The sequence below is a fragment of the Streptosporangium sp. LJ11 genome (assembly GCF_051918945.1).
In the GTDB taxonomy this organism is placed as follows: Bacteria; Actinomycetota; Actinomycetes; order Streptosporangiales; family Streptosporangiaceae; genus Streptosporangium.
Map to the genome: position 1 here is coordinate 1 of NZ_JBPXMB010000033.1, position 24,118 is coordinate 24,118.

Consider the following 24,118-nt stretch of genomic DNA (forward strand, 5'->3'; position numbering starts at 1 on the left):
GGCGGCGACGTGCGTCATGCCGTCGAGCGCGGCCACCTGGTGGCACTGCGCGAGGGCGTCGGACTCGATCCAGCTCGCCGGGGAGGCGAACACGGCGACGGTGGCCGGACCCACGGCCGCGGTGGACGGCAGCGGGGACTCCGGCCGGGAGTCGTGCTGGGACAAAGCGACTCGCTTCCCTCAAAAGAGTGTGGGCTGACAGCGTTACGGCGCGAGCCGGCGCCGTGGCATCTCGGAGTGGCGGGAGGCGTCCGTCAGAGCGTCATGGACACAACGTTCCCTGAGCCCACCACACGGGGCAAGCGGTTTTCGGCCGTGCGAGCCTGCACGTTTGGCAGGCCGGGACCTCGGTCGCACTCGGCTTCGTCGTCGACGGGGCGCCGGCCCCGCCGCACGATCCCGAGTGCGAGTTCGCCGTCCTCAGCCGGGCGTGAGGCAGCCGGTGGGGCCCTCGCAGTACTCGACGGCCTCGGCCAGGCCGAGTGCGGCGCCCTCGGCGAAACCGGCCTCGTATCGGGAGTCCCCCGCCAGCGCGCGGGCCGCCGCCTCGCAGCGGGCACGGGCGTCGCGCAGCTCCGGAGAACCCATCTGGGGGTGGCCGTAGTCGCGCCACAGCTGATGACCCAGCCCCAGCAGCCGGGCGGCGCGCTCGCCGTCGCCGGCCGTGACCGCGACCTGGGCGAGGGTGTCGGCGCAGTTGGCCATGCCGAGGCTGTCGCGCAGCAGGTAGCGGGCCCGCAGCGAGCCGGCCGCCAGCGCCGCCGCCTCGTTGAGCCGTCCCATGACCAGGGCGACCTGGCTGCCGATGTAGTCGCCCCACGACCGGGTCCAGATCTCGCCCAGGCCCTCGGCCACGGCGCGGTGCTCGGCCAGGGTCACCTGCGCGCCATGCGGGTCGCCCGCGTGCAGGAGCGCGAACGCGCGCGAGATGAGCAGCGTCAGCAGCCGGGCGGGCGGCCCGTCGCCCCCGCGGTGGCGGGCCACGGCCCGCCGGGTGGCGGCCTCGGCCACGGCGTGCTCCCCGGCCAGCGTCGCCGCCACCGCTTCGAGGTGGAAAGCGTAGATCAGCGCGTCCTCCGCCTCCACGGTCCCGGCGCCTTCGGCGATCACCGAGGTCGCGGCGGCCAGGCAGTCGGCGGCCAGGCGGCGGGTGGCCGTGAGGTCCCCCTGGCCCACGGTCAGGTGGCCGCAGGCCCACAGTGCCTTGGTGCGCTGCGGGGAGGGCTCGGCGGCGGCGGCCAGAGCGCGGTCGAGGTGGTGGCGGCCCTCGCGCAACCGGCCGCACGCGGCCCACAGGGGCCACAGGGCGGCGGCCAGCTCAAGGGCGCGCAGGCGTTCGCCGGGCCTGCTCACGCCGAAGTCGAGGGCGGCGCGCAGGTTGGCGTCCTCGCGCAGGAGGCGGTCGCACCACTCGACCTGGCCGGGGCCGAACCACTCGGCCTCGAACCGTAGCGAGAGAGCGTGGTAGTGGTCGCGGTGCAGCCGGGCGGACCGCTCCTCCTCGCCGATCTCCCGCAGGCGCTCCCGGCCGAACTCGCGGATCGCGTCGAGCAGGCGGTACCGGCCGTCGCGCTCGCGCATCACGATCGACTTGTCGACCAGGCCGGCCAGCACCCGCCACACGTCGGTGGTGTCCTCGCTCACGCCGACGTCCTCGGCCGCGCGCAGGTCGAAGGTGCCGGGGAAAACCGACAGCCGCGCCCACAGCGCCCGCTCCCCGGCCGAACAGAGCTGGTGGCTCCACTCGATGGCGGTGCGCAGCGTCTGGTGCCGCGCCTGAGTCGTGCGGGTGCCACCGAGCAGCGCGAACCGCGCGTCGACGCGCTCCAGCATCTCGGCGACCGTCATCACGCGCAGCCGTACGGCGGCCAGCTCGATCGCCAGGGGGATGCCGTCGAGCCGGTCGCAGAGCCGGGCGACCTGGTCGTGGTGGCGGGTGAGGGCGAACTCGCGGTCGACGTCCCTGGCCCGCTCGGCGAACAGCGCGGCGCCGTCGCCGCTGCCCGCCATCGGCCGCACGGCGTACACGCGCTCGCCGGGCAGGGCGAGGGCCTCGCGGCTGGTGGCCAGGACGCGCAGGCCGGGCGCGCCGCGCAGCAACGACTCGGTAAGGTGCGCGCAGGCCTCCACCAGGTGCTCGCAGGTGTCCAGGATCAGCAGGGTCCGCCGGTCGGCGAGGTGGTCGCGCAGTTCGTCGGCGGGCGGCCGGGCGGTCTGCCCGGCCACGCCGAGAGCCTCGCCGACGGTCTCGGCCACCAGGCCGGGGTCGCCCAGCCCGGAGAGGTCGACCAGCCAGACGCCGTCGGGGGTCTGCGGCGCCAGGTCGCGGCCGACGTGGACGGCCAGCCGGGTCTTGCCGACGCCGCCGACGCCGGTGAGCGTGACGAGCCGCGACCCCGCCAGCAGCCGCGCGACCTCGGTGACCTCGGCCCGCCGCCCGACGAAGGTGGTCGTGTCGGCGGGCAGGTTCCCGCGCGTACGGACGACCGGCCCCGGCAGCAGCGCCGGATCGGCCTCGATGATGCGCTGCTGGAGGGCCACGAGCGCGGGCCCGGGAGCGAGGCCGTGCTCCTCGGCCAGGCGAGCCCGCAGGTCGCGGAAACTCTCCAGCGCCTCGGTCGGCCGCCCGGCTCGGTAGAGCGCCAGCATGTGACTCTCCCTGAGCCGCTCGCGCAGCGGGTGGGTCTCGATGAGCGGGCGGATCTCCTGGAGCGCGGCCTCCGTGTTGCCGCGTGCCAGCTCGATCTGTGCGAGATCCTCGATGACGGCCAGCCGCTGGTCCTCCAGGCGGCTGCGGGCGGGCTCCACGAACGCGCCCGACGCGTCGGCCAGGGCGGGCCCGCGCCACTGCGCCAGGGCCTGCCGGAGCATGCTGGCCGCCTCGGGGGGTGGCAGCCTGCGGGCGCGCTCGGTCATCTCCTCGAACCTGGCAAGGTCGAGCGTGCCGTACCCGGCGGCGATGCCGTATCCGGCGGGGCCGGCCATCACGGCGTCCTCGCCGTCGAGGTCGCGCAGCGCCATGCGGATGGCGTGGATTCCGGTCTGGATCTGCTGGCGGGCCGTCGCCGGGGCGGCGCCGCCCCACAGGGCCTCGCAGATGGCGTCGACGGAGAGCAGGCGGCCCTCGTTGAGCAGCAGCAACGCCAAGAGTCCGCGCCGCTGTGAGCGGGGAACGGAGACGCGAAGCCCATCTCGCTCGACCACGACAGGGCCGAAGACCGAAAACTGCATCGATGTGCCGTCCGTCCCCTATTACGTGCTAGGCGGCTCCTGTGTAGCGAATGCGTAGTGATCATGTCAACTGTGTGTACGGCGTCCCGCGATCATCGTGAGCACCACTCCGAACCTCCTGGGGGAACCACCGTGCGCAGCAACCTCCTCAGCCGGACCCTGGTGGTCGCGGCCGCCGCCGGGCTCGTCGTCGCCACCGCCACGCCCGCCAGCGCGTACACCTCGTACATCGAGCTCAAGCAGAGCGGCAACATGGCCGCCATCGTCTGGTACAACTCGGGCACCCACAACATGGCCAAGGGTCGCAACTCCTTCACGCTGCGGGCCGCGGCGGGCACGACGTGGGCCAAACTCCTCTACACGACCCAGTACGCCGAGGGGAAGTGGAACTCCACCCACAAGGTGACCACCAGCGGCGGCAACGCGGCCGAGATCACCTTCAGCGACTACAAGTCCGACACCTCGCGCCACTGGATCAAGTACCGCCTGTGCATGTACCGCGGCGGCACGGAGACCTGCTCGGTCAATACCATCACCGACTACATCGACTGACCGGTCCCGAAAGGAAGCGGCCTGACAGGCCGGGGCACGGAGGCCCATTCGGGAAGCGTGAACCACATGGGTACGGCGCGGCGTAGCGCTTCGGGACCCCGCACCTCGACCGCGTGGGCGCGCAGCGCATCCGACCAGCTCAGGTTGCCGCGCCAGACCTCGACCATGCTGCGCAGGCCGGCGGTCACCGTCACGGTCACGGCGTGGCCGGGGTCTGTGTCGCAGACGTCGACCTCGCCACGTGTGATCACGAGCCACCAGCGGCGACTGCTGGGCGGCACGTCCGGGAACCGGAACTCGATGACCGTCCGCCCGTCCGGAACGGCGGTCTGGTCAACGTTGCGGTGCATGTCCCACAGCAGCAGCTTCGGGTCCAGGTCCTCGTCGCCCAGCTCTCCGATCCAGCGGATGCCCCAGGCGGCGAGCGCCTCGACCACCGGTCGCAGTTCGTGGCCGGCCTGGGTCAGGACATATCGCACATCGTTGTCCTCGGCGTGCCTCTCCACGATGCCGGCATGTGTGAGCTGGTGCAGCCGTCGGGACAGCAGCGTGGGGGACATGCGCGGCAGACCGCGACGCAGCTCGTTGAAACGCTCGGTCCCGCACACCAGTTCCCGGATGACGAGCAGCGTCCAGCGTTCGTCGAGCAGTTCCACGGCCTTGGCGACTGGGCAGAACTGGTGATACGAGGAGCCCATGCTCCGCAGTCTAAGCTCAGCCGCCATGAACGCCAGAGACACCCGACCGGGTCTCGGCCGGGTGCTGGTACAGATCGTGTACTAGATAGCGAACCCGTCCTTCCTTACCGTCGATCCCAGTTCACCGCGGCGATGAGGGAGAAGCAAGATGAACGTACAGAGCGACGCGCTAGAGGCCGACCGCGCGCTGAAGGCCAGGCATCGCAACATGTGGGCGCTGGGCGACTATCCCGCGGTCGCTGCCGAGATCATCCCTGATCTGGGCGCGATCCTGGTCGAGGCGTGCGGGGTGGGACCCGGGGACCGGGTGTTGGACGTGGCCGCCGGGTCCGGCAATGCCGCCATTCCCGCAGCGCTGGCCGGGGCGAGCGTGGTGGCCGGCGACCTGACCCCGGAACTGCTGGAGGTGGGACGGGCCCTGGCCGCGCAGCGCGGCGCAGAGGTCGAGTGGCGGCAGGCCGACGCGGAGGCCCTGCCGTACGCCGACGGTGAGTTCGACACGGTCTTGTCCTGTGTGGGGGTCATGTTCGCTCCCCACCACCAGGCCAGTGCCGACGAACTGATCCGGGTCTGCCGCCCGGGCGGCACGATCGGCCTGCTCAACTGGACGCCGGAGGGGTTCATCGGTCAGATGTTCGCGACGATGAAACCGTATGCGCCCCCACCTCCGCCCGGCGCGCAACCCCCTCCGTTGTGGGGCAGCGAGGATCACGTCCGTGCGCTGCTCGGGGACGCGGTCACCGATGTCGTCATGCGTCGGCAGACGGTCACGATCGACCGGTTCGCTCACCCCAGCGCGTTTCGTGACTACTTCAAGGCCAACTACGGCCCGACCGTCGCCGTCTACCAAGGGATGGCCGGGGACCCCGACCGGATCGCCGCCCTGGACCACGCTCTCACCGAACTGGCCCGCCGCCATCTACAGGGCGAGGAAAAAACGGTGATGGAATGGGAGTACCTCCTCCTCACGGCACGCAAGCGCGGCTGACGACAAGAACCGTCGGCGGAAGCCCAGGTGAAACGGCACAGGCCGATGAGCAGGCCATCGCCCGCCTGCCCGCCCGCCTGGCCACCCACGCCCGCCGCCGTTACCTGCGGATCGAGCGCACCTGGCCCTGGGCACAGGCGTTCGTCCTGGCCTGGCAGCGCCTCACCCGGCTACCGGCCCTCACCTGACGCCGGACCCTCGCCTCAACGAGCAGAAAGGAGCCCGGCCCCGGGCCCGTGGAACCCGGCGCCCCGCAGCGACATGCGACGGCCCACCCCATCGAGTCTGATGGCGACATGGTCGATCAGGCCCAGATCGCGCAGGACAGGCCGTCGCTGAATGTCTGGGGCGGGCTGGGGACGGACTGTGCCCGACCCATGGTGATGCGTTGTGCTGTCCAGGCCGCGACTGCGGCGTCAAGGACGTCGTCCACCTTCGCCATTGCGCAGGCCAAGCCGATATCTCCAGGAACCACGATGCCCGCCTCGGCCAGCAGGGCACGCCGGTGCTCCACGCCCGCCCAGACGGTCTTGCGAATGGGGAGAGGGGCGCCCGCCAACCGGGCGAAGCAGAGTTCGGGATGGACTTCAACCACGTGCTGCCGCGCCTGGCGAACCCACCGGTCGACCTGCAGCAGTTTCTCTTTCAGGCCGAAAGCCTGTTGCGAAACCTTTTCGTCGGCCAGGCGGAGGTTGATCGCGACAGCCGATGAGTGATCGTCCGCCTCCATCGCAGCACGGGTCGGAGTGATGAACACCGATTTCCAGCGCGGGCCTACCTCCCGACGCGCCAGCACATCGGCCTGCCGACGCCCGTGATCAGGAAGACCGATCGGCATGTCGACGGTGATGACCTCAAGATCGCCCTCTCTCTGCGAGGGAGACGAGATCGCCGATCTGCGCCGCGAAGTACACGCTCAGACGGCCTTCACCGAGCGCGATACCGATCCAGCCCTTCTTGCATCCGTCGATACCCAGCACTCGCTTGCCGTCCATGAAGTCATGGTCACCTGAATCGGATGTTTTGTCGCCCTCCATGTGAAACTCCGGGCGGGCAAGCGGTCGTCGAAAAGATCGGTAGGAAGGCATCTCTCGATGGTCTGACGGCTCTGTTTCGACGCGTGAGCTGCAGAAACCCGCTCAAGATCAACCTGTGAACAGACCGTGACCAATGAGTCAGGGCTGCGTTCGGTGACCTACGGCCACACACGACGCATGCCTGACCTGAGAAGCACTCTCGGGTCAGACGACAGATCGCAAGGTCAACTAGGTGCCCCCGGCATGATTCGAACATGCGACACCCGCTTTAGGAGAGCGGTGCTCTATCCCCTGAGCTACGGAGGCAGGGGCTCCTAGTAAGAGTAGCGAAAGTGGCGAGTGGTTGCGCGCTCCGAGGGGGAGTTGGGGGCAGAGGATGGGTTATCGCTTCGCTGGCCTGGAGTAAAAGGGCGGCAAGTGGGCGGGTGTGGGGTGGTGGGCGAGGTTAGCGTCACGTTCCGTGATCGACAGGCGACGGAAGCGCATTCGCGGGCATCGCGCCCTGCGACCGGTGGTGTTGTGTGGTGCGATGCTGGCGCCCGCGCTTCTGGCCGGGGGGTTGCTGGTGGCCGAGCTCACCGGCTACGAGGCGGCCGTCCGGATGACCGACGCCGATGCGGAGCCTGAGGGACCTGGAGAGGTCGAAAGGCGCGGAAAAGCCGAAGAGGCCAGGGAAGCCGCACAGGCGGAAGAGACGGAAGAGTTCGAAAGGTCCGAGGAAGCCGAGACGCTTCGCGACGACAGGGGTCTCTGGGCGAAGGGCGGGGAGCGGCGGGGCTCCCTGGAGAGTGGGGGAGCTTGGAACGGCACGACGTCCCGGCTGGGGGCCGGGGGGCCTGACGGGTCGCCGGACGAGGAGCCGCCGGGGGACGCGGTGGCCGTGGTGCCGGTCGTGGTCGGGCCCGTGCGGAGCCGGATGTTCGAGCCGAGGCTGGTGCCTCCGCCGTTGCGGCCGGAGCGGGTGTACGGGGGGTGGGTGCCCGTCGCGGCGAAATCGGGAGTGCGTCGTACGGAGGAGGACCCGAGCGAGCCCGGCCGGCTGGATGATGCCCGTGAGGCGAACGGGACGGATGGTGCGGGTGAGACAGATGTGGTCGTCCCCATAAAGACCCGCCCGCAAGGCTCCAGAGGGCCACGGAAGGTGGCATTGCCGCCCTCTGTGGCACTTGAGCCTCGGGGGGAGCGGACGCCGCCACTCGCGCCACCTGAGCCCCGCGACGGGTGTTCGGCGGAGTGGAAGGGGACGTGGCTCTGGGAGGTCTGTAAGAAGCGCGCGCGGCAAGAAGTCTGACTTGTCCGGTCCCAAAATGGGGTGTTCGGCGCATAACGGCTGTGGAGAGTCTGGCCCGTGCACTTGGTCAGCTGTAGTAGCGTGCGTGCCTGACCCAGGTCACGAGTTCGCAAACGGAGGGGTCGAACGTGCCACCTCGTCGATCAGCGGGTCTGATCGCCGTCGTCGCGACGATGACTTCCTTCCTGCCGGGAGCCGCTGCCGCGCAGCGGGCGCCGGCGGAGGTTCAGGCCGTCGTTGCCGCGGAGCCGGTGAATCTCACAGAACTGCGTCGTGAGGCGGAGAAGGCCGCCAAGGATCTTGAGGCCGCGACCAAGGCGCTGGAGCAGAGGCGGACCCAGATCCGCACCTCGGAGAAGAAGCTCTCCACCAAGCTGCGGGAGCTGCAGGTGGCCGAGAGGGCCTTCGCCCAGATGCGGCAGCCGCTGTCGGACCTCGTCGGAGTGCTCTACCAGCAGCCGAGCGGTGGGGACGTGGCCGGTTTCCTGTCCGGTGAGTCCGACACCGACACCCTGCGTGCGATGGCCGGTCTCACCCAGATCGTCGCCGAGCGCGACCTGATCCTTGAGGACAGCAGCCGCCTGCAGCTGGAACGGGAGCGCCTGGCGGGCGAGGCGCAGGAACTCCGGGCGAGCAACCTCCTCGCGGAGGCGCAGATGGGCGCCGAGATCGAGACGCTCAGGGTGCGCTCGCAGAAGATCGTGCAGTCCCTGACCAAGGCGCTGGTGAAGCTGGGCGTCAAGATCGACAAGAAGGGGCGTCCCGCGGCCGGGTGCGACCCGACCAGGGCGACCTCGATGAGCGAATTCCCCAACGGCCTCATCCCGCAGGCCTACCTCTGCCCCCTCCAGCAGCGGGGCAACCAGCTGCGGGGGGACGCTGCGCTTGCGTTCATCAGTCTCAACGAGTCGTACAAGCGGCAGTTCGGCAGGCCGATGTGCGTGACCGACAGCTACCGGAGCCTGGCCGAGCAGCAGTCGGTCTACTACACGCGTCCCGGCCTGGCGGCGATCCCGGGCCGCAGCAACCACGGTCTGGGACTCGCCGTCGACCTGTGCGGGGGCGTCGAGCGCTTCCGCTCGGCCGAGTTCAACTGGCTGGAGACCAACGGCAAGAAGTTCGGCTGGATCCACCCCAAGTGGGCCTACGTCAGCCCCTTCGAGCCCTGGCACTGGGAGTACGACCCCAAGATCGGTTCCCTGCTGTAAGAGGGGCTGCGGTCTCGCGGCCCCTGTCTCCGAAGTCGGTGTTCGGCGGCAGATCCGGTCTCTCCGTTGCGGATGCCCGTCAGGAAGCCGTTCCAGGCCCCCGGGGAACAGGCCCTCGGGAAGAAGGTCGGCGCCGGGCCGGACGGGTCCTTGCTGTCGCGCACGGCGACGAGCCCCGGCAGGCGGTGGCCACCTCGACGCAATCGTTGTTGGGGCCGCTGAGGGGAGGCATGCGGAATTCGGGTACGGCGACCGGATCTTTCTCGGCTCGGACCGCCGCGCCCTCATTGATCGAGGGAGATTCATTCCGTGCGGGAGCCGATCGTGATGGAGAGCCGCCCGCCGGCCTGGGCGGAGGCCAGCTCGGTCGCCTGGGCCGACGTGGTGGCGAGCACGACGAGCGCGCCCCGCTCCGACTCCCCGCCCGGGGTGGCCAGGACCGTGACGTCTTGGGCCGCGACGGTCGCCGGAGCATCGCCGTCCCATGTCGAGCTGGCGGCGAGCACGTCCACCACATCACCCGGGGAGAGCAGGCGCGCGGTCTCGGGATCGGCGACGCGTACGGGGGTGGCGACCGTCCCCTCACCGTGGGCGGTCAGCAGGCCGGGGCCGAGCAGGCGGACGTCGGTCAGCGGTTCGCCGCGCCGCGCGGGACCCGTCAGGATCTTTCCCGCGTACGGCGTGCCGGGCCTCAGGGCGCCGTCGGGGACCGTACCGGGTCTCAGCGGGGCCGGTGTCAGGTCGGCCGGCTCCAGCACGCCTCCGGAAAGATCTCTGGCGGCGGTCAGGACGGTCACCGAGGCGGTGTCCGGGCGCAGCGCCAGCACGGCGCATCCCATCGCCAGGGCGGCGACGGCGGTGGCGATGAGACGGTGACGGCGGTCGAGGAAGCGGCGCAGAGCGCGCATGGCTGACTCCAAGGGTGGGAGCCGGGCGGCGCGGTGCCCGTGATGGATGGGACATCCCCGCCGAGTGGTGGCGTGGTGCCCGTGGCGGGTGGGACGCCCCGCCGAGTGGCGAGGCGGTGCCCGGGGTGGATGGGACGCCCCGCCGATCGGCGGGACGGGGCGGGGCGGGGCGGGGCGGATCGAGGATTCTCGACGGATCCGGGTGGCGTGGCCGGGGGAGCGGGATTCAGCCCTTTTCGGGATTCGTCGGTTACTCACCTGGTGGTGATGCCGGGTGCGCCGGCCACAGGATCAGCCGGGGAGGTCGAAGGGGAGCTTGAGGCCGTCCAGGGCGTTCTGGCAGGGGCAGGTGCGTTCTTCGGGGAGGGCGGCGACGATGTCGCCGACGAGGGAGCGCATGCGGCCGACGTTGGTGGCGAAGAAGGCGAGGACCTCGTCGTGGGTGACCCCCTCGCCCGCCTCGACCCCGGCGTCGTGGTCGGTGACGAGGGAGACCGAGGTGTAACAGAGAGCCAGCTCGCGGGCGAGGGCGGCCTCGGGGGAGGCGGTCATGCCGACGATCGACCAGCCGTTGCCGCTGAACCAGCGGGACTCGGCGCGGGTCGAGAAGCGCGGGCCCTCGATGACCACGAGGGTGCCGCCGTCGGTCACCTCCCAGTCGGCGGAACGCGCCGTGGAGACGGCCGTCGTGCGACCCGAGGGGCAGTAGGGGTCGGCGAAGGCGACGTGGACGACGCCGTCCGCGTCGTAGTAGGTCTGCACCCGGCCTGAGGTGCGGTCGACGATCTGGTCGGGGACGACCAGGGCGCCGGGGCCGATCTCGGCGCGCAGGGAGCCGACCGCGCTGGGGGCGAGGACCTGGCGGACGCCTAGGGAACGCAGTGCCCACAGGTTCGCCCGGTAGGGGATCCGGTGCGGAGGGAAGCGGTGGTCGCGGCCGTGGCGGGGCACGAAGGCGACCGAGCGCGACCCGATCCGGCCGACGGTGACGACATCACTGGGAGGGCCGTACGGCGTGGTGATCTCGACCTCTGTGGCGTCGTCGAGCAGGGAGTAGAAGCCCGAGCCGCCGATGACTCCGATGTCCGCGCGAGTGACCATGGAGCCGAGGTTAGCGCCACGGGCCGGTCCCTGAGGAGCCAGGGTGAAGGCCTGTGGATAACCGCGTCCCCGGGTAGCCGACCGATCACTTTCGGTGAAAACGGTGGGATGTCGATCGGAGGTCGTACAAGCTGTGCCGAACCAACCGCGGGCCGTCCTGTGATCACCGGCGGCGCACGGAGGGGCCGGGGCTCGTCGACCCCGCTTCGGCCGGTGGGGGGCGGGTGGGAGGCCATGGTCGGGGCGGCCGGTCGGACGGCCGCCCGGGGAGGGGGTGGTGGGTTCGAGGGGGCGGGGACGCGGCTCAGGAGGCCGCGGCGGCCGTGCTGCTCGCGGTCTTCGTCGACGTGGAGTCCGACGAGGACGAGGAGCTCGACGACTTCGACGAGGACGAGTCGGACGAGCTCGACGAGTCGGACGACTTCGAACCGGAGGAATCCGAGGAGCTCGACGAACCGTTCGCGGACGTCACCGTGCTCGACGACGAGGACCGGCTGTCGGTCCGGTAGAAGCCCGAGCCCTTGAAGACGATGCCGACCGCGGAGAACACCTTGCGCAGGTCGCCCGTGCAGCTCGGGCACTCGGTGAGAGCGTCGTCGGAGAACTTCTGGACGATTTCGAACTGGTTGTTACAAGCTGTGCAGGCGTACTGGTAGGTGGGCACGCGCTCCTCCTCGTAATGATCCGCGCCGATTGGCACTCTAGTGGCGCGACTGCTAATGGTACGCAGCCGACAAGCTTAAACGCGAGTCGGAGTCCTCGCATTCCGTAGCCGGATTCCGATCAGATGGGGCCGGACCCCGCTTCGGACGTGGCCCGGCCTGGCGGATCGGGTGTCGCCGGCCCCCGATTCGGATGGGTCGAATCCCGCTTCGGATGTGGCCGGGCCCTGGGGCGGATGCGGCCGGACTCCGGTTCGGATGCGGGCCGCCCTCGGATCGGGTGCCGCCTTCGAGCAGACGCCGATCCAGGTCAGGTGCCGCCTTCGATCAGAGGGCGGATCCCGGTCAGGTGCCGCGTTCGCCGAACCAGCCCGCGAGCTTGCCCTTGCGGCTGATCGCGCGCATCCGGCGTTCGACCGTGTCACGGCAGGCGGCCGTGGTCACCACCAGCAACTGATCGTCGATCCTGATCCTCGTGGAGTCGGTGGGGACGAACGTCCGGCCGTCTCTGACGATCAACGTCACCTGGGCGTCCGTGGGCAGCCGCAGCTCGAAGATCTCCACGCCGTGCAGCTTGGACGTCGGCGGCACCCTGACCTGGAGCAGGTCGGCGTTGAGCTCCTCCAGCGGCGCCGACTCGACCTCCAGGTCGCGGGCCTCGTCGGGGGTGGACAGCTTGAGGAGCTTCGCCACGAACGGCAGCGTCGGCCCCTGCAGCAGGGTGTAGACGATGACGATCACGAAGACCTCGTTGAACACGAACTTGGCGGTGCCGTCAGGAACGGAGGTGGCGGCCCAGGGGATGGTCGCGAGCACGATGGGCACCGCGCCGCGCAGCCCGGCCCACGACAGGAAGGCCTGCTCCCGCCAGCCCAGCCGGTCGATGCGCATCAGCCGGACCAGCAGCGCGGAAACGACGATCGACAGAGGCCGGGCCACCGCGACCAGGATCAGCCCGGCCACCAGGCCGGGCACGATCGCGGACGGCATCTCCGAGGGGCTGGCCAGCATGCCGAGCATGACGAACAGGCCGATCTGCGCCAGCCAGGCCACGCCCTCGGCGAAACCCCGCGAGGCCGCGCGGTGCGGCATCCGGGAGTTGCCCATGACCAGTGCCGCGAGGTAAATCGCGAGGAAGCCGCTGCCGTGCAGCAGCATGGCTCCCGCGTAGGCGACGAACGCGAGCGCGAGCACCGCGATGGGGTACAGGCCGGAGACGGGCAGCGCGATGCGGCGCAGCGCGTACGCGCCGAGCGGGGCGACCGCCAGGCCGACGGCCGCGCCCACCACGAGTTCGAGGATCACCTCGAACAGCGCCGCTCCCAGGCTGGGCGAGGTGGCGGCGCTCAGCAGCATGACGGCGATCACCGTGGGGGCGTCGTTGAGGCCCGACTCGGCCTCCAGGATGCCCGCGAGGCGCGAGGGCAGGGGCAGGCGGCGCAGTACGGAGAAGACGGCGGCCGCGTCGGTGGAGGCGAGGATCGCGCCGAGCAGGAGCGCGGTCCGCCAGTCCATGCCGAGGATGAGGTGCGCCGGGATCGCGACGGCCACGATGCTCACCCCCACGCCGACGGTGGCGAGCACCAGGGCGGTGGGAATGGCTCCCTTGACGTGGCTCCAGGTGGTGGTCAGGCCGCCCTCGGCCAGGATGATCGCCAGTGCGATCAGACCTATCTCCTGCGCGAGCTGAGGGTTGTCGAACTGCAACCCGAACCCGGACTCGCCGACGAGCAACCCGAAACCCAGGAAGATCAGAAGGCTGGGCAGTCCGCTCCGATGGGCGACACGGACTGCGACGATGGCCGCGATGACGATTCCGGCACCGAGAAGCAGCCAGACGTCCAGTCCCATCTGGTCCCCTCTCTGACTCCGGGGACCATTGTGTCGCATTCGGGTGGGGCGCCACGCACGAGCGGCGCGCACTCCCTGTCACGATTCCGACGCCTTCAGCCCCGCGTCCAGCGGCGATTCCGCCGGTCGGTCACACCTACGCCCATCGGTCGGTCACGCCTGCACTTCCCGGTCGGTCACGCTCCGTTCCGCCGGTTGGCCACGCCTGCACTTCCCGGTTGGTCACGCCCCGTTCCGCCGGTCGGTCACACCTCCGCGGCGGTGGTTCTGAAGATCCCCTCGGGGGTCGCCGCGTAGCGGACCGCGAGGTCGTGGGGCTCGGTGGGCACGTCGTCGAGCAGCTCGCCCTCGTGGAGCAGCGCCACCGTCGGCACGTTCGGGCCGACCCTGGCCAGCGCCCGGTCGTAGGAGCCGCCGCCGCGGCCCAGCCGTACCCCGGTGGACCTGTCCACCGCGAGCGCCGGCACGATCACCAGGGCCGCGGTCCTGACGGCGTCGACGCCGCGCCGCGTGTCGACCGGTTCCATGATCCCGAAGCGGCCGGGGGCGAGGGTGTCGGGGCCGTCGTACACCGCCCAGTCGAGATCGTCGTCGTCGCGGAGCACCGGCAGGATCACGGTCGCGCCGTGTTTCCACAGGGCGAAGACCAGCCCGTGGGTCGCGGGCTCCGTACCGATCGACCAGTAGCACGCGACCAGCCCGGCCATCTGGACCCAGGGCCGGTCCAGCAGGGATTCCCTGATCTGGACGGAGGCCGCGTGCCGCTTCTCGTCGGGGATCGAGGCGCGTGCGGCCTCGATCGTGGCACGCAGCGTCAGCTTGTCCACAGGTCCCTCCACTAAGGTTTCGGTTATGGCCGACTTCGAAGCTGTGACGAAAGCAGTCGTTCCCGCGGCGGGTATGGGCACCCGTTTTCTTCCGGCGACCAAGGCGACCCCCAAGGAGATGTTGCCCATCGTCGACAAGCCCGCGATCCAGTATGTCGTCGAGGAGGCCGTCTCCGCCGGGCTGCTCGACGTTCTCATGGTCACCGGGAAGAACAAGCGCTCCATCGAGGATCACTTCGACCGGGCCCACGAGCTTGAGGAGATCCTGGAGGCCAAGGGCGACGACGAGCGCCTCTCCCAGGTGCGGGAGCCCGCCGACCTGGCCATCCTGCACTACGTACGGCAGGGCACGCCGCGCGGCCTCGGCCACGCCGTCCTGTGCGCCAAGCAGCACGTGGGCGACCATCCCTTCGCCTGCCTGCTCGGCGACGACCTCATCGACCACCGCGACGAGCTCCTCAAGCGCATGATCGAGGTGCGCGGCACGCACGGCGGCAGCGTCATCGCGCTGATGGAGGTCCCCCAGGAGCAGGTCTCCCTGTACGGCTGCGCCGCCATCGAGCCCACCGGTGAGGACGACGTGGTCAGGGTGACCGACCTGGTGGAGAAGCCCCCCGCCGACGAGGCCCCGTCCAACTGGGCCATCATCGGCCGGTACGTGATCGACCCGGCCGTCTTCGAGGTCCTGGAGAACACCCCGCCGGGACGCGGCAACGAGATCCAGCTCACCGACGCGCTCCGTACCCTCGCCGGGCGTGGCGCCGACCAGGGCGGCCCGGTGCACGGCGTGCTGTTCAGGGGCCGCCGCTACGACACCGGCAACAAGCTCGACTACCTGCGTACGGTGGTGCAGTTCGCCGCCGAGCGTCCCGACCTGGCGCCCGAGTTCATGCCCTGGCTCAAGGAGTTCCTGGCCTCGCGATGAGCTCCCTGAAATCGGTCGACGACCATCTCTCCGACATCCTCCGCACCGTGCGGGTGCTCGCCCCGCTGGAGCTGGAGCTGGAACGGGCGCTGGGCACCACGCTGGCCGAGGAGGTCACGGCCCCGGTCGCGCTGCCGCCCTTCGACAACTCGGCGATGGACGGCTACGCCGTGCGGGCCGAGGACGTCGCGGACGCCCCGGTGACGCTCCCGGTGATCGACGACATCGCGGCCGGAGACGGCCGGTTGCAGGCCATCGGTCCCGGTATGGCGATGCGGATCATGACCGGGGCCCCGCTGCCCGCCGGGGCCGACGCGGTGGTCCCGGTCGAGTGGACCGACGGCGGCACCGCGCAGGTCGCGATCGGCCGCCCGGCGGGGAAGGGCCACGCCATCCGCAGGTCCGGGGAGGACGTGCGGGCGGGCGACGTCGTCCTGCCCGTGGGCACCCCGATCGGCCCCGCGCAGCTCGGGGTGCTGGCGGGTGTCGGCCGTCGCCGGGTTCTCGTACGGCCACGCCCACGGGTGGTCGTGATCTCCACCGGAGCCGAGCTGGTCGAGCCCGGCCTGCCCTTGGGACCCGGCCAGATCTGGGAGTCCAACAGCTTCGCCCTGATCGCCGGCGTCCGCGAGGCGGGGGGCGAGGGCTACCGGGCGGGGATCGTCGGCGACGATGCCGCGGGATTCCTCGACCAGCTCGACGCGCAGCTGCTTCGGGCCGACCTCGTGATCACCAGCGGCGGTGTCTCGATGGGTGCGTACGAGCCCGTCAAGGAGGCCCTCGGCCCGCTCGGCACGGTCCGTTTCGAGCGGGTCGCCATGCAGCCGGGCATGCCTCAGGGGTTCGGCGTGGTCGGCGAGGACCAGGTGCCGATCTTCGCGTTGCCCGGCAACCCGGTCTCATCGTTCGTGTCGTTCGTCCTGTTCGTCCGGCCGGCGTTGCGCAGGATGCAGGGCCTGCCCGAAGAGCCCACGCCGACCGTGCGGGCGGTCACCACCGGCCCGATCCGCTCGCCCGAGGGCAGGCGCTCCTACCTGCGCGGCGTGCTCGGCCCCGGCGGTACGGTCGGCCCGGTGCGCGGGCAGGGTTCCCACCAGCTCGCCGCCCTGGCCGCGGCCAACGCCCTGATCGTGGTGCCCGAGGACGTCACCGAGCTTCCCGAGGGTACGGACGTGGAGGTCATTCCCCTGTGAACGAGCGGGACCGGAGCGAAATGACCGGATTCACCCACATCGACGAGACCGGCGCGGCGCGCATGGTGGACGTCTCGGCCAAGGACGTCTCCCTCCGTACGGCGACCGCCACCGGCCGGGTCCTGCTGTCCGCCGAGGCCGTGGCGCTGCTGCGGTCGGGGGAGGTCCCCAAGGGCGACGCGATCGGCACCGCGCGGATCGCCGGGATCATGGGCGCCAAGCGGACCCCCGACCTGATCCCGCTCTGCCACCCCATCGCGCTGCACGGGGTCAAGGTCGAGCTGGTCGTGGTCGACGACGGCGTGGAGATCACGGTACGGGTCAAGACCGCCGACCGTACCGGCGTCGAGATGGAGGCGCTGACCGCGGTGTCGGTCGCCGCGCTCGCCCTGATCGACATGGTCAAGGCGGTCGACCCGGCGGCCGTGATCACCGATGTCCGCGTCGAGGAGAAGACCGGCGGCAAGACGGGGATCTGGACCCGCCCCTGACATCCCGCCCGAGCCATCTCGCTCCGGAATATCCCGTCCCGGGATATTCCGAGGCGGGAAAACACTCCGTCACGACGGCGCCGGATCCCCGAGAGACCGGATCCCGGGTCCTCAGCAGGCCGGGTCCTCGAAGACCGGACCCACGAGAGACTGGGAGGATGAGCCCATGAGAGCTCTGGTGATCACCGCGTCCAACCGGGCCGCCGCCGGGACGTACGAGGACACCTCGGGGAAGCTGCTGGCCGAGCTGCTGGCGGCGGCCGGGTGCGACGTGGACGGCCCGGAGGTGGTCCCCGACGGCGAGCCGGTCGAGGCGGCGCTGCGGTCCGGGGTCGCCGAGGGATACGACGTGATCGTCACCACCGGCGGCACCGGCCTGACCCCGGCGGACCTCACCCCGGAGATGACCCGGAGGGTGATCGACAGGGAGGTTCCCGGCATCGCCGAGGCCATCCGCCAGGTGAACCGGGACAAAGTACCCACCTCCATCCTGTCCCGCGGGCTCGCCGGGCAGGCGGGCAGCACGTTGATCGTCAATCTGCCGGGTTCCTCGGGAGGGGTACGCGACGGTATGGGCGTGCTGTCTCCCGTGCTCAGGCATGCCGTGGACCAGATCCGGGGCGGAGATCACCCCCGCTGATCCGTCTCCCTTGCTTCCATGGCACGCCGGGCCTTCTTCGGGAGATGATGAGGGCGTGGATCGACTTCGTGGCTGGCCGGTGACCCTTACGGAAGGCCCGGTAGGACTTCGGCCGCTGCGGCTGCGGGACGTGCGCGTCTGGCGGGAATCGCGGCTGCGCAACGCGAACTGGCTCCGTCCCTGGGAACCGAGCAATCCCGAGACCCCTCTCTTCAAGACCGGCCTCGGTCCTTACATCTCCATGGCCGGAACCCTGCGCAGGGAGGCCAGGCAGGGTCTCGCGCTGCCGTGGGTCGTCACCTACGAGGGCGCCTTCGCCGGGCAGCTCACCGTGGGCGCCATCGTCTGGGGCTCCGCCAGGTCGGCCCAGATCGGCTACTGGGTGGACGGCGCGCTGGCCGGTCGCGGGATCACCCCCACCGCGGTCGCCATGGCCGTCGACCACTGCTTCTTCACCACCGGGCTGCACCGCGTCGAGGCCAATATCCGCCCAGAGAACCACGCGAGCCGCAGAGTGGTTGAAAAGCTCGGTTTCAGGGAAGAAGGGATCAGACGTCGGCACCTGCACATCGACGGTGCCTGGCGCGACCACATCTGTTACGCACTCACGGTCGAAGACGCTCCGAGGGGGTTGCTCGTACGGTGGCGGCGGGCCCGTGAGGCGGCCGCCCACGGTGGCACTCCGCATGAAGAGGTTTGAAGATCTCGCGACACACCGCATCGAATGCTCGTCAAATAGTGACACGCGGTCTTACGGTGCGTGACATGAGCAGATTGAGGACGCCGGGAGACCATGCGCGTCTTCATGCTGCCCGGAGGTGGCCGTGAGCAGCGGTGTCGTTCTCTACCTGGCCATCGTCGTCATGTGGCTGTGCGTGCTCGTGCCCATGTGGCTGCATCGCGACCGGAACACCCTGGCCGAGACCCACAAGGACATCGAGCCGTACGCCTACGACGAGCGGGCGGTCGACGAGGACTCGGCAGAGACCCTCACCGAGCCCCTGCCCGTCTCCTCCGCCGACCTGCCCGAGTCCTCGCTCTCCCCGGAAGGGGAGGTTCCGTCGCCCGGTGCCGAGGGTGCCTCGCCGGGCGCCCCGGCAGCGTCCGAGACCGGGAGTGAGGCCCAGCCCGCCCGGCCCCCGGCCGGGAAGCCCGCACTCGGCAGGACCGCCGCAGGCAGGGCCGCGTCCGAGCGCCGCCGCGCGGAACTCCGCCGCCGGGGCAAGCAGGTGGCCAAGCGCAGGCGTCTGACGCTCTGGTGCGTGCTGCTCCTGCTCGCCTCCGTGGTGACGGCGGCCGTCCAGGTCATCCCCTGGTGGGGTGTGGCGCCCTCAGTGGTGCTCCTGGGCGCCTACATGGCCGTTCTCAGGGTCACGGTCCAAATCGACGCCGAACGGCGCGAAGCCATCGCCCAGGCCCGCGCGGAACGTGCCAAGCGCGCCCGCCGCCGTGCCGCCCTGCTGGAGGCCCAGCGCCCCGTGGCCGAGATCATCGACCTGGCCGCGCATCGCGACGAGATCTTCGACCAGTACGCGGAGACGCCCCGCCGCGCGGTCGGCGACTGACCCGCGCTCCGGATGGCGCGAGTGCCCCCGGAAGTTTGCTAATCTAGTCCACGTCTTGGGGATGTAGCGCAGTCCGGTAGCGCACTTCGTTCGCATCGAAGGGGTCAGGGGTTCGAATCCCCTCATCTCCACAAGATGAAAGGCCCGATTCCAGATCATGGAACCGGGCCTTTTTGCTGCTCAGGTGACGTGCAGGTCGTCAGGGGCCGGGACCGGGCGGGGTGGTGTCCGTTGAAGGTTCCGGGACGGAGTCAGCGAAAAGTCAGCGGACGTCTTCGGAAGGGATGGCTGCCACCGCTGCGAGGAGGCCGGCCGACAACCGGTCAGGCGGCAGGGTTGTCGAGGATGACGACGGGGGCGTTCTCCACCTCCGGCAACTCGCTGTCCAGGCGCATGCTGGTGGCCGCCTCGATGAAGGCGAACGGCGCACCGCGTTTGCCGCGGTAGTCCTCCGGGTCGAGACCGTCGAGCATGGCGCGGAAGTCGGCCAGGATGCTCGGGTCACCTTCCTCGAAGACGTGCTCGGGGAAGAGGAAGTCGCGCATCCGCGCCCTGATCTCGCCGCCGGCCGCATAGAGGATCGTGTATCCCCCGTTGAAGTGCCAGGTCACCATCCACACGCGTGACTCCGTGCTGAGTGCGGTGAGGACGCGGTCGGAGAGCCCGAAACCTCCGGCGAGGTCGAGGAAACCCCAGGTTCCTTCGCCCTCGGAGACGAGGAGGACGGGGCAACCCTCCTCTCCGGCCTCTTCTCCGGGACACTCCATGACGCGCTGCTCGGGGGCGCGGCCTCCGTTTAACCGTGGCAGGAGGTCGTCCACAGTGAGCTCTTCATCGAGGGGTTGCACGACGGTCCAGGAGAGTGCGTTCTCCAGCCATTGATGCCGCTCGAAGAAATCGCGGTAGTAGTCGATCACATGATCATTGTGATGGAAGCCAGAGACAAAACACGCTCATTTGATGCTTCTTCTCGCCGTCATAGCCCTTTGTCGGAGAACAACCGAAAGACCCGACTCCAGCTCGTGGAATCGGGTCTTCACCGTGTTCGGCCTACGTGGCTGATTCGTCAGCGGACGATTGTTGATCTATGGAGATGACCTCTGGGAAGGAGGCCAGGGAGAAGTCGGCGAACACCGCGCGAGCCCTGTTGTTGCGGTCGCGTGAGGCGTGCGTGTAGCGGTTGAGCGTGGTCGATATCTGCTCGTGGCCGATGAGCACCGCAACGTCGTTGACGGGGACATCGCTGGAGAGGAGCCAGGTGGCGTAGCCGTGCCTTAGATCGTGGAAGCGCAGCCCCTCGCCCGCGTGCTGGGCGAGATGGGAGACGGCCTCCTCCCGCGTTACGAACCGCTTGCGCCGTTCGGTGCCGTTCTTGTCGGTCCAGGTGCCGAGGAAGCCGTCCCCGAGGTCGGAGACCGACCCGAGCGGACCGGCCCGGACGAGGGAGGGCCGCCGGACGCGGGCGCGGAAGGTGTGCCGGCTCATCAGGTTGCCGCTACGGACGGTGAAGACCTAGCCGAGTGGCCCAGCGGGGAAAGCGGTCCGGTGCCGGGTGAGGAGGTCGACCGCGAACCCGGGAAGCGGGACCTCCTGGCGCCCGGTCCTGGACGAGTGCTCATTCGCCTGGCGCGTGTTGCCGGAGGAAGTCTCGCGCCGCGGCTTGTGCCTGACTCGCTTTCGGGCTGAGCCAGAAGCCCAGGTGATCGTCGTGTTCCATCCAGTACCGTTTCGCGCCGGGTATCCGCTCGGCTGCGAACTTCCCGTGGTCGAACGGCACATCGCCGTCTTGTGTGCCGTGGATCAGTAGTGCCGGAGCCGAGATCCGCTCCAGAGGCGGCTTTCCACGTCGGGCTTGCACCGCGTCGTTGTCGGTGCCCGCCCAGCGCTTCTGGTAGGGGAACGTCGTATCGAACATCGCTTTGAAGAGCTCCCGCACATGCGGCGTGTTCATGATGTGCGAGACGCGCTCCGCCCGTTGCCCGTCGGTATAGGTGCTGGTCTCGCTCAACGTCCCCGCAACGATGGTCTCGAACGAGACCTCCGCCGTCAGCCGGGCCAGCTTCTGGCCCACCGTGTCCAGGAACGCTCTCCGCAGTGGCGAGCCCATCCCGGCAGGCTGCGGTTTGCTCACTCCGCCGATGGAGACCAGTGCCCAGATTCGATCCGGATGGCGCGCGGCGAAGGTGTAGCCCACCGGGCTTCCTGCCGAGACCGCGAGGACTCCGACTCGGTCGATGCCGAGCTCGTCCAGCAGAGCCGCGAGCAGATCCGCTTGCTCCTCGTTGGTCCGGCCGCTCTCCAGCGGCGTTCCGAGGTAGCCGGGCCGTGAGGGGCTGAGAATGCGGAACCCGTCCTTTTGCAGCCAACCGGCGAACAGCCGTCCCTGGTCGGCTCCACCGAGCCCGGCGTGAACAGACAGCAGCACAGGGCCTTCTGCGCCGTGAAGGTCGTACTCGATCGGACCGAGCCGTGTCATGGCGGTCCGCAGATCGATCCGGACATCACGGAGGATCGCCCGGCGTGGATCGGTGTCGATGCCGCCGTCCCAGAGGACGAGCCCGGCGACTCCCAGTGCCGGCACCCCGATCAGAACGGCGAGCGTCACACTGACGATCCTGACGACTCTTCGTTTCCACATGGCTTCACATCCTTCGGGTATCCGGTTTGGGTTGACGGCGGTGTCTCGCGGAGAGCCGAGACGCCATCTCGTATGTGCTTCGCAAGCGTGTACTCGCCCGTTGGATGTCGTTACTCCAGTGCTTTCAGGTAGGTGCCTGGGATGTACGTGCGTCCGGCGATCCGTGCCGACGCCGAAGTCATGCCGCCGTTTTTCGCAGTGGTGCCGTGATCTGTCCGATCGCCGAGGGTGTCCGGGGCGCCGTACACGGTGGCCGGGACATCGGCTCCCTTGTCGCCGGCAACGGTCCTGTGTGGTCGATCGATCGACGGCGGCCGAGGATCACCGGCACCGCGGTACCCGATGCCGGGCTGCGGCGGCGACCCGAGACGGAGCTGCCCGCCGTACTTCCGGATCAGGTGAGTCGCCGGGCTCTTTCAACGGGTCTCGGGCCGGGTGAGGACGGCGATGCTGATTATCAGTGCAAAAGCAGACAAAGCGGTCAGAGTGCGGATCGTGTGGAAGAGCTCCCACCTTTGCAGGATCTCGGTGTGACCGGCCGGGGCGGAGGCGGCGGCCCATCGCCTGATGTGGGCGTGCAGCGGGATGTTGCCGAAGACCGTCACCAGCAGCGAAGCCACTGTCAGGGCGCCGGCCCCGAGCGCCAGGCGCCGTGGCAGGCCGTGGCAGACGACGGCCAGGCCGAACGAGGTGAGGATCGCCAGCGCCATCGCACTCTGCATGATCGGCTCGTTGACCTCCATCATCGCGGTGTGGAAGGTCAGACGCACGTCCAGCGGGACGGTCCCGAAGGTGGGGACCACGTTGGCCGCGCCGTACCCGAAGGCTCCGGCGAGCAGTCCGGTGGCCAGCAGTGCGGCCCCGTGGACGTATCTGACTGGGGTTCTCATGGCCGTAATCGTCGCTTGCCCGCCGACGCCGGTCGTCGCACCGCAGGAGACTTTCACCTGTACGACATCGGGAGGAGAGACCGTCTCTCTACGACACCGGGAGTAGGCACGCGCCATGGCGCCACGCGGATGAGGAAGGTCTCATCTCGCCAGTAAGGTGCAGAGGGGTTGATCCGAGCGGGCGCGCCAAGGTGTCCGACATCGTCGCCGGTATGGCCCTGGCGGTCGTGCTCGGTGCCGGAGCCACGACGGTACCCGGCGTCGGGCCGCTGAGCCACGTGGTGGTCGCGATCGGCTGCCTCGCCGGACATGGGGGGAGCGGTATCCCGTGCTGATCGAAGAGCTCGGCAAGCCCCGCAACGACCGATCGATCCCGATCCCGGGATTTCGGCGGTCTCGGTGAAGCCGACTCCGTGTGGGGGTTCCGGGAAACGATCACCCCCATTCCGGGAAGCGATCTTCTAGGGTTCCGACCCACCCCAGATCGCACCCACTCGTGAACACCCCACCAGGTCAGAGCCACTTCCGAGAGATCGTGCGTTGCCGGGTGACCAACTGAGTGACTACGGTCCATCCACCAGGTCCGTGCCCTTCCGAGTTTCGCAAAGTCCAGTGGCGAGGTGTCTCAGCGGTGAGCGATTCCAGTCCTGTGACCGTGTGGGTCTTCCTGGGCGAGGGCGCTCAGTGGCCGTCCGGCGTGTTCGGGACGCGAGAGCGCGCAGAGTCGTGGATCAAGACCGGTGAGCTGACGGGGATGCTCACCGAGTACCCCCTCGACACAGGTGTCTACGGCTGGGCGATCAAGCACGGCCACTTCCAGCCTCGCGCCGCCCATCAGCAGACCCCCTCGTTCGTCGGGCGTTTCACGACCGCGCACCAGGAGCATTTCCACTACAACAAGGGGAATCAGGACTAGAAAGAGACAACCCGGCGAGATGGATGCTCTCGCCGGGCTTGGATCTACGTCAGAGTTCTGGGCTGTAGGTCGGGAAAGAGCTTGTCCATCGCCTCGGCCCCTTCCAGGAGCATCGGGCGGAGTTGCTCGCGATAGACCGTCTCCGTCACTGAGGTGTTGCGGTGACCGACGAGGCGGGAGATGTTCTCCAGTGGGATACCGGAGTCCGACTCGGGGTGTCGGCGCCCTCCCGGTCCGCCCACACGAGGGGGGACACCGGTGGGTCAGGGCGCTGCCGATCCGCAGGTTGCGGCCGGTGGGCGGATGGGTGTTCCCGGTGTCGTTCATGAGCAGTGCCCCCGCGACCAGGTCGGGATGGCCGAGGCGGGTGGCGGTCATCGCCATGACGGAGGATCCCGGCTCCAGGCGGTGTTCCAGGCCCATGGTCGCGGACGTCGAGCGAGGCGGCCTCCCTGACGGCGGAGGTGAACGCTGGGGGCCGGTGGACCGGACGAGCGGGATCCACC

General features: G+C 69.7%; 27 protein-coding genes and 2 tRNA genes. 14 read left to right on the plus strand and 15 right to left on the minus strand.

Annotated elements, in window-relative coordinates; translation table 11 throughout:
• Positions 1 to 420 precede the first annotated feature (420 nt).
• On the minus strand, positions 421 to 3,231 hold the full coding sequence (locus ACTOQ3_RS36585) for an ATP-binding protein (RefSeq protein ID WP_440088100.1): 2,811 nt from the start codon (positions 3,229 to 3,231) through the stop codon (positions 421 to 423).
• 132 nt (positions 3,232 to 3,363) lie between these two features.
• On the opposite strand from ACTOQ3_RS36585, the gene ACTOQ3_RS36590 reads away from it, so the two are divergent.
• Entirely contained in the window at positions 3,364 to 3,783 is a 420-nt protein-coding gene (locus ACTOQ3_RS36590) for a hypothetical protein (RefSeq protein ID WP_440088101.1), read from the plus strand.
• Here ACTOQ3_RS36590 and ACTOQ3_RS36595 read toward each other — a convergent pair.
• On the minus strand, positions 3,771 to 4,481 hold the full coding sequence (locus tag ACTOQ3_RS36595) for a winged helix-turn-helix transcriptional regulator (protein ID WP_440088102.1): 711 nt from the start codon (positions 4,479 to 4,481) through the stop codon (positions 3,771 to 3,773). The genes ACTOQ3_RS36590 and ACTOQ3_RS36595 overlap by 13 nt on opposite strands.
• A gap of 148 nt (positions 4,482 to 4,629) precedes the next feature.
• Between ACTOQ3_RS36595 and ACTOQ3_RS36600 the strand changes: the two genes are divergently transcribed.
• A complete protein-coding gene (locus ACTOQ3_RS36600; protein WP_440088103.1) occupies positions 4,630 to 5,469 on the plus strand; it encodes a class I SAM-dependent methyltransferase in 840 nt (279 codons plus the stop codon).
• The gene (locus tag ACTOQ3_RS36605; RefSeq protein WP_440088104.1) at positions 5,430 to 5,657 is read left to right on the plus strand and encodes a hypothetical protein; all 228 of its coding nucleotides are present in this window, start codon (positions 5,430 to 5,432) and stop codon (positions 5,655 to 5,657) included. Before ACTOQ3_RS36600 ends, ACTOQ3_RS36605 begins: the two co-directional genes overlap by 40 nt.
• A gap of 116 nt (positions 5,658 to 5,773) precedes the next feature.
• Here the strand turns inward: ACTOQ3_RS36605 and ACTOQ3_RS36610 are convergent, their stop codons facing one another.
• The 3 genes from ACTOQ3_RS36610 to ACTOQ3_RS36620 all read right to left on the minus strand — a co-directional run bounded on the left by ACTOQ3_RS36610 (position 5,774) and on the right by ACTOQ3_RS36620 (position 6,812).
• Positions 5,774 to 6,307 carry a DUF429 domain-containing protein gene (locus ACTOQ3_RS36610; RefSeq protein ID WP_440088105.1) on the minus strand — a complete coding sequence of 178 codons (534 nt, stop codon included), beginning with the start codon at positions 6,305 to 6,307 and terminating at the stop codon, positions 5,774 to 5,776.
• Between the two features lie 16 nt (positions 6,308 to 6,323).
• Positions 6,324 to 6,506, minus strand: coding sequence for a hypothetical protein (locus ACTOQ3_RS36615; protein WP_440088107.1), 183 nt, complete (start codon positions 6,504 to 6,506; stop codon positions 6,324 to 6,326).
• Positions 6,507 to 6,739: 233 nt separating this feature from the next.
• Positions 6,740 to 6,812, minus strand: a tRNA-Arg gene (locus ACTOQ3_RS36620).
• Positions 6,813 to 7,071: 259 nt separating this feature from the next.
• Here ACTOQ3_RS36620 and ACTOQ3_RS36625 point away from each other — a divergent pair.
• Positions 7,072 to 7,797 carry a hypothetical protein gene (locus ACTOQ3_RS36625; protein ID WP_440088108.1) on the plus strand — a complete coding sequence of 242 codons (726 nt, stop codon included), beginning with the start codon at positions 7,072 to 7,074 and terminating at the stop codon, positions 7,795 to 7,797.
• Positions 7,798 to 8,048: 251 nt separating this feature from the next.
• The gene (locus ACTOQ3_RS36630) at positions 8,049 to 9,005 is read left to right on the plus strand and encodes a D-alanyl-D-alanine carboxypeptidase family protein (RefSeq protein ID WP_440088110.1); all 957 of its coding nucleotides are present in this window, start codon (positions 8,049 to 8,051) and stop codon (positions 9,003 to 9,005) included.
• Here ACTOQ3_RS36630 and ACTOQ3_RS36635 read toward each other — a convergent pair.
• The 6 genes from ACTOQ3_RS36635 to ACTOQ3_RS36660 form a co-directional block, all read right to left on the minus strand.
• Positions 8,942 to 9,169 carry a DUF397 domain-containing protein gene (locus tag ACTOQ3_RS36635; RefSeq protein ID WP_440088111.1) on the minus strand — a complete coding sequence of 76 codons (228 nt, stop codon included), beginning with the start codon at positions 9,167 to 9,169 and terminating at the stop codon, positions 8,942 to 8,944. The two genes, ACTOQ3_RS36630 and ACTOQ3_RS36635, sit on opposite strands and share 64 nt — an antisense overlap.
• 138 nt (positions 9,170 to 9,307) lie before the next feature.
• A complete protein-coding gene (locus ACTOQ3_RS36640; RefSeq protein WP_440088113.1) occupies positions 9,308 to 9,913 on the minus strand; it encodes an RcpC/CpaB family pilus assembly protein in 606 nt (201 codons plus the stop codon).
• A gap of 291 nt (positions 9,914 to 10,204) precedes the next feature.
• Positions 10,205 to 11,014 (minus strand): S-methyl-5'-thioadenosine phosphorylase, encoded by an 810-nt coding sequence (locus ACTOQ3_RS36645; protein ID WP_440088115.1) that lies wholly within the window; start codon positions 11,012 to 11,014, stop codon positions 10,205 to 10,207.
• A gap of 304 nt (positions 11,015 to 11,318) precedes the next feature.
• Positions 11,319 to 11,678 (minus strand): FmdB family zinc ribbon protein, encoded by a 360-nt coding sequence (locus ACTOQ3_RS36650; protein ID WP_440088116.1) that lies wholly within the window; start codon positions 11,676 to 11,678, stop codon positions 11,319 to 11,321.
• A 343-nt stretch (positions 11,679 to 12,021) separates the two neighbouring features.
• Positions 12,022 to 13,527 carry a potassium/proton antiporter gene (locus ACTOQ3_RS36655; protein ID WP_440088118.1) on the minus strand — a complete coding sequence of 502 codons (1,506 nt, stop codon included), beginning with the start codon at positions 13,525 to 13,527 and terminating at the stop codon, positions 12,022 to 12,024.
• 245 nt (positions 13,528 to 13,772) lie between these two features.
• Positions 13,773 to 14,354 (minus strand): 5-formyltetrahydrofolate cyclo-ligase, encoded by a 582-nt coding sequence (locus ACTOQ3_RS36660; RefSeq protein ID WP_440088119.1) that lies wholly within the window; start codon positions 14,352 to 14,354, stop codon positions 13,773 to 13,775.
• Between the two features lie 25 nt (positions 14,355 to 14,379).
• Here ACTOQ3_RS36660 and galU point away from each other — a divergent pair, with 25 nt between their 5' ends.
• From galU to ACTOQ3_RS36695, 7 genes are all read left to right on the plus strand, one after another.
• Positions 14,380 to 15,279: a UTP--glucose-1-phosphate uridylyltransferase GalU gene (gene galU / locus ACTOQ3_RS36665; protein WP_440088121.1), complete on the plus strand. Its 900-nt coding sequence runs from the start codon at positions 14,380 to 14,382 to the stop codon at positions 15,277 to 15,279.
• 5 nt (positions 15,280 to 15,284) lie between these two features.
• Positions 15,285 to 16,472: a molybdotransferase-like divisome protein Glp gene (gene glp / locus ACTOQ3_RS36670; RefSeq protein ID WP_440088227.1), complete on the plus strand. Its 1,188-nt coding sequence runs from the start codon at positions 15,285 to 15,287 to the stop codon at positions 16,470 to 16,472.
• A 20-nt stretch (positions 16,473 to 16,492) separates the two neighbouring features.
• The gene (moaC, locus tag ACTOQ3_RS36675; protein WP_440088123.1) at positions 16,493 to 16,963 is read left to right on the plus strand and encodes a cyclic pyranopterin monophosphate synthase MoaC; all 471 of its coding nucleotides are present in this window, start codon (positions 16,493 to 16,495) and stop codon (positions 16,961 to 16,963) included.
• Between the two features lie 166 nt (positions 16,964 to 17,129).
• Positions 17,130 to 17,603, plus strand: a complete 474-nt coding sequence (locus tag ACTOQ3_RS36680) for a MogA/MoaB family molybdenum cofactor biosynthesis protein (RefSeq protein WP_440088125.1) — start codon at positions 17,130 to 17,132, stop codon at positions 17,601 to 17,603.
• Positions 17,604 to 17,658: 55 nt separating this feature from the next.
• Complete coding sequence (locus ACTOQ3_RS36685) at positions 17,659 to 18,303, plus strand: GNAT family N-acetyltransferase (RefSeq protein ID WP_440088126.1); 645 nt, start codon at positions 17,659 to 17,661, stop codon at positions 18,301 to 18,303.
• A 124-nt stretch (positions 18,304 to 18,427) separates the two neighbouring features.
• Positions 18,428 to 19,168: a divisome protein SepX/GlpR gene (gene sepX, locus ACTOQ3_RS36690; protein ID WP_440088128.1), complete on the plus strand. Its 741-nt coding sequence runs from the start codon at positions 18,428 to 18,430 to the stop codon at positions 19,166 to 19,168.
• A 57-nt stretch (positions 19,169 to 19,225) separates the two neighbouring features.
• Positions 19,226 to 19,299: transfer RNA gene (locus ACTOQ3_RS36695), tRNA-Ala, on the plus strand.
• A gap of 192 nt (positions 19,300 to 19,491) precedes the next feature.
• Here ACTOQ3_RS36695 and ACTOQ3_RS36700 read toward each other — a convergent pair.
• The 4 genes from ACTOQ3_RS36700 to ACTOQ3_RS36715 form a co-directional block, all read right to left on the minus strand.
• Entirely contained in the window at positions 19,492 to 20,085 is a 594-nt protein-coding gene (locus ACTOQ3_RS36700; protein ID WP_440088130.1) for a hypothetical protein, read from the minus strand.
• Between the two features lie 133 nt (positions 20,086 to 20,218).
• Positions 20,219 to 20,653 carry a tyrosine-type recombinase/integrase gene (locus tag ACTOQ3_RS36705; protein ID WP_440088131.1) on the minus strand — a complete coding sequence of 145 codons (435 nt, stop codon included), beginning with the start codon at positions 20,651 to 20,653 and terminating at the stop codon, positions 20,219 to 20,221.
• Positions 20,654 to 20,783: 130 nt separating this feature from the next.
• Positions 20,784 to 21,773 (minus strand): alpha/beta fold hydrolase, encoded by a 990-nt coding sequence (locus ACTOQ3_RS36710; protein ID WP_440088133.1) that lies wholly within the window; start codon positions 21,771 to 21,773, stop codon positions 20,784 to 20,786.
• A 449-nt stretch (positions 21,774 to 22,222) separates the two neighbouring features.
• Positions 22,223 to 22,696: an anthrone oxygenase family protein gene (locus ACTOQ3_RS36715; RefSeq protein ID WP_440088135.1), complete on the minus strand. Its 474-nt coding sequence runs from the start codon at positions 22,694 to 22,696 to the stop codon at positions 22,223 to 22,225.
• Positions 22,697 to 22,887: 191 nt separating this feature from the next.
• Between ACTOQ3_RS36715 and ACTOQ3_RS36720 the strand changes: the two genes are divergently transcribed.
• Both ACTOQ3_RS36720 and ACTOQ3_RS36725 read left to right on the plus strand, forming a co-directional pair.
• Positions 22,888 to 23,031 (plus strand): hypothetical protein, encoded by a 144-nt coding sequence (locus ACTOQ3_RS36720; protein WP_440088137.1) that lies wholly within the window; start codon positions 22,888 to 22,890, stop codon positions 23,029 to 23,031.
• Between the two features lie 296 nt (positions 23,032 to 23,327).
• Complete coding sequence (locus ACTOQ3_RS36725; protein WP_440088139.1) at positions 23,328 to 23,612, plus strand: DUF7710 domain-containing protein; 285 nt, start codon at positions 23,328 to 23,330, stop codon at positions 23,610 to 23,612.
• Positions 23,613 to 24,118 lie beyond the last annotated feature (506 nt).